The sequence below is a fragment of the Achromobacter sp. 413638 genome (assembly GCF_043119405.1).
GTDB lineage: Bacteria > Pseudomonadota > Gammaproteobacteria > Burkholderiales > Burkholderiaceae_B > Achromobacter.
This window is the reverse complement of record NZ_JBICCO010000160.1, coordinates 1-3,585: the sequence shown is the minus strand read 5'-3', so window position 1 is coordinate 3,585 and position 3,585 is coordinate 1. Positions and strand designations below refer to the sequence as shown.

General features: G+C 58.0%; 3 protein-coding genes. All 3 read left to right on the top strand.

Going from position 1 to position 3,585, the window contains the following annotated elements; all coding sequences use genetic code 11:
• Positions 1 to 138: 138 nt before the first annotated feature.
• From ACEU5R_RS31815 to ACEU5R_RS31805, 3 genes are read left to right on the top strand one after another with little or no spacing between them, the layout of a single operon-like run.
• Positions 139 to 1,398, top strand: a complete 1,260-nt coding sequence (locus tag ACEU5R_RS31815) for a tyrosine-type recombinase/integrase (protein ID WP_073665967.1) — start codon at positions 139 to 141, stop codon at positions 1,396 to 1,398.
• The gene (locus ACEU5R_RS31810) at positions 1,395 to 2,387 is read left to right on the top strand and encodes a tyrosine-type recombinase/integrase (protein ID WP_073665968.1); all 993 of its coding nucleotides are present in this window, start codon (positions 1,395 to 1,397) and stop codon (positions 2,385 to 2,387) included. Before ACEU5R_RS31815 ends, ACEU5R_RS31810 begins: the two co-directional genes overlap by 4 nt.
• Positions 2,384 to 3,394: a tyrosine-type recombinase/integrase gene (locus tag ACEU5R_RS31805; protein ID WP_073665969.1), complete on the top strand. Its 1,011-nt coding sequence runs from the start codon at positions 2,384 to 2,386 to the stop codon at positions 3,392 to 3,394. The genes ACEU5R_RS31810 and ACEU5R_RS31805 overlap by 4 nt, the downstream gene beginning before the upstream one ends.
• Positions 3,395 to 3,585 lie beyond the last annotated feature (191 nt).

Here is a 3,585-nt window from a genome sequence, read left to right as displayed (position 1 = left end):
TTATGTGCCCTGTTTTCTTATGTTCCCGGTCGTACCGATTTGGGCATATTTCAAGCACTTCTGAGCACGGCCTGGCCACATAATGACGAGTGGCGCGCAACATGACATTTCCTCTACTTTTCCAGAAGGGTGATTGTCATGTTGGAACATCATTTCCGGTCGCTCAAGGCGATCGACCGCGTTAGAGCCCAGTGGCTAGGGCCACAGATTGAACGCTACGTGCAGTCGTTGGACGAACTGCATACCAGTAATACCACGGTGCGCCAGCATGTCCGCGCACTTGGGCACTTCAATGATTTCGTAATTGCCAGGGGCGTCACGCAGCTAGAAGAACTTCCCGACCATATGGATGCCTTTGTCGAGTATTGGCATGCCGGTCACGGAGGCTGGTGCAAGGATAACCAGGACCGAGCTACTGTCACTGCACAGAGCCGTGTCCCGGTGGAGCGGATGCTTTGCCTGGCCTTGCCCGACTACACACGTCCGAACAACCGGCCAGCGATGCCGTTTGCCAATACGGTGCCTGGTTTCTTGCCTTTCTTGAGCGATGAGAAGGGCCTGCGTCAGGAGTCGCAGCATCGCTACATCTATACGCTTCGTCCGTTTGAAGCCTATCTGAACAGGGACGGCATTGCTTTGTCGGGATTGGAGCCCGCCCACATCAGCGGCTTCATGGAAGAGCGTGCCAAGACACTTCACAAGGCTGGCATGCAAGGCACCGCGTGCGCACTGCGCGTCTTTCTGCGGTATCTGCATCGAGAAGGCATCGTGGCTACGGATCTTGTACGTAGTGTGCCGCGCGGCCGTGTCTACCGCCAAGCATCTATTCCACGCGCAATCGGGTGGCAGGATGTCGAGCGGCTACTGGCCAGCATTGACCGTAGGTCCATCCTGGGCAAGCGCAACTACGCCATTCTGACGTTATTGGCCAGCTATGGGTTGCGCGCCAGGGAGATCGCTGCGCTGTGCCTGGACGATTTCGACTGGACGAATGCCCAGATCAGCATCCCAATGCGCAAAGGAGGACATTCGACGCGCTATCCCTTGTCAGCCACAGTGGGCGATGCTGTGATTTCCTACCTGGAAGTCCGGCGCAGTGATGTCCCTCACCGCCAAGTCTTTCTCACGGCAAGGTCTCCGTATATCCCCATGCACCACTGGACCGTTTCGTCCATGGTCGGAGGACGCATGCGAGATATCGGCATCCAAGTAACGCGGGCGGGCTCTCACACGCTGCGCCATGCCTGCGTACAGCACCTTGTGGAGGCCGACATGCCCTTCAAGGTCATTGGTGACTACGTAGGCCATCGCCATCCGTCTTCCACGCTTGTCTATGGCAAGGTAGCGGTACACAAGCTGCGTCAGATTGTCCTCTTCCACGGGGAGGACGTGCTATGACTGCCCACTGGAATGGCTATCACAGCGCGCTGGCCACACATATCGAACAATACCTTCGGGCCAAGCGCGCCATGGGTTGCAAGTTCGCATGCGAAGGCCGCCAACTGAGGCTACTTGATCGGTTCCTCGCTGAGCGCGGCGTTGACAGGATAGACGTCATCGACGGCGCATGCTTGCAGGCATTTCTGGACTCACGTCACCGAACCAATCCTCGTAGCTATAACAATCTGCTCGGAGATATCCGGCGATTGTTTGACTGGATCGTCGGTCAGCAGTTGCTGTCCGCATCGCCATTGGCTGCACAGGCCAAGCCGCAGAGAGCCCAGCGGATTCCCTTCCTGTTCTCACCCGAGGTAATCAGGCGGTTGCTGGTCCTGGCCAGGAGCCTGCCGGATAATCCCCGCGCACCACAACGCGGCCACACCTACGAGATGATTTTTGCACTGCTCGCCGGCCTTGGGCTACGAGTGGGCGAGGTGGCCGGTTTGCAGTGGGGCGACGTAGACCTGGAGCGCGAGGTCGTGGAGATATCCAACACCAAGTTCGGCAAGGATCGGTTGGTGCCCTTCGGCCCGAAGCTGGCAGTCAGACTACGCGAGTATCGGCTGGAACGCGAGCGGCGGGACCATGTCTGCACAGGCGCCCACCATCTGTTTTCATGGAACGGCCGCACACCAATCAGCACCAATAGCATCCGCAACACCTTCAGGGACGATCTGCTGCCACAGCTAAACCTCACGGTGCCGCCTGGTTGCTTTGGCCCGCACGTCCATGGTTTGCGGCATTCCTTCGCGGTGCGAACGTTGCTGGGCTGGTATCACCAAGGAATCATTCCCGGTGACCGCCTGCATCACCTGTCTACGTTCCTGGGACACGTCAACCCCAAGAGTACGGCGGTATACCTGACCATCACCAACGAGTTGCTCGATGCCGCCAATGAGCGTTTCGAGTTGTTTGCACCACTGTTGACTGCGGGAGGTTCATCATGAAGGACTTCAATCTTCCATCGGTCATTCACCGCTACTTTCTGGAGTATTTGCCTCGGCACAAGGGGCTGCAATCGAGCACAATCCGCAGCTATCGGGATAGCCTGCGTCTGTTCCTGATCTTTGTGGCGGGCACACACCGGCTCGGCGTCAGCGCACTGGTATTGGAGCACCTTGATTATCCCGCCGTGCAGGCGTTTCTGCACAGCATGGAGGCTGATCGAGGTAACGCTATCAGTACCCGCAACCAGCGCTTGGCGGCACTTCATGTGTTCTACGAATACGTGGGCCGGACCGTTCCAGAAATGTTGCCTACCAGTGCCAAGGTCGCTGCCATCCCGATGAAGCGTTGCCCACGGCCGGAGATGACGTTCCTTGGACGTGACGAGGTTCAAGCCATGTTCGCCTGCATTCCTGATCAGCATCGCCTCTCATCACGGGATCGGGCGCTGCTTATGCTGCTCTACAACACCGGCGCGCGTGTTTCGGAGGTTGCGCATCTGAAGCTCGAACAACTCGACCTGCGCTCGCCTGCGCGCGTCAGGTTATTGGGCAAGGGGTCGAAGTGGCGAACGTGCCCGCTCTGGAACCAGACGGCCAAGGCGTTGCAGGCGATGCTGGATGAGCGCGGCACAAACTTGCTACCCGAATCGCCAGTATTCGTAGGAACTTCGCAGGCACCGATGACCCGGTTCGGCATCTATAAGCGAATCCGCCACTATGCCAAGCTCTGGGAGGCATCGGGGCAGACTGCTTGCGCAGCCAAGGTAACACCTCACGTATTTCGGCACACCACGGCGGTTCATTTACTTGAGTCGGGCGTGGAGGTCAATGTCATCCGGGGCTGGCTGGGACATGTCAATCTGGAGACGACCAATCGCTATGCCGAGATCACCATTCGCATGAAGGCCGAAGCCCTGAAGTTGTGTGATCCGATCGTCGCAGGTGCTCCACGCAAACCCGCCTGGCAGGACGATGCTGCGATGCTGGCCTGGTTGTCCTCCCTCTGACGCGACCACGATGCTGGGTGGCCAAGGCACGCTGCCCAGTGTCCAAAAACAATCATCTCTCTATCGAACGGGCACGAATATGCGTACCTAGTCGGGCTTCCATTATGTGCCCATCCTGTGCCTGGAGACCATTGCGGTACGCTATGTTTCTGATGCCGGGCCACATAAGAAAACAGGGCACATAACGCGCA

Coding starts and splice junctions, on each gene's coding strand:
- ACEU5R_RS31815 (WP_073665967.1), top strand. CDS start 139: ATGTTGGAACATCATTTCCGGTCGCTCAAGGCGATCGACCGCGTTAGA.
- ACEU5R_RS31810 (WP_073665968.1), top strand. CDS start 1,395: ATGACTGCCCACTGGAATGGCTATCACAGCGCGCTGGCCACACATATC.
- ACEU5R_RS31805 (WP_073665969.1), top strand. CDS start 2,384: ATGAAGGACTTCAATCTTCCATCGGTCATTCACCGCTACTTTCTGGAG.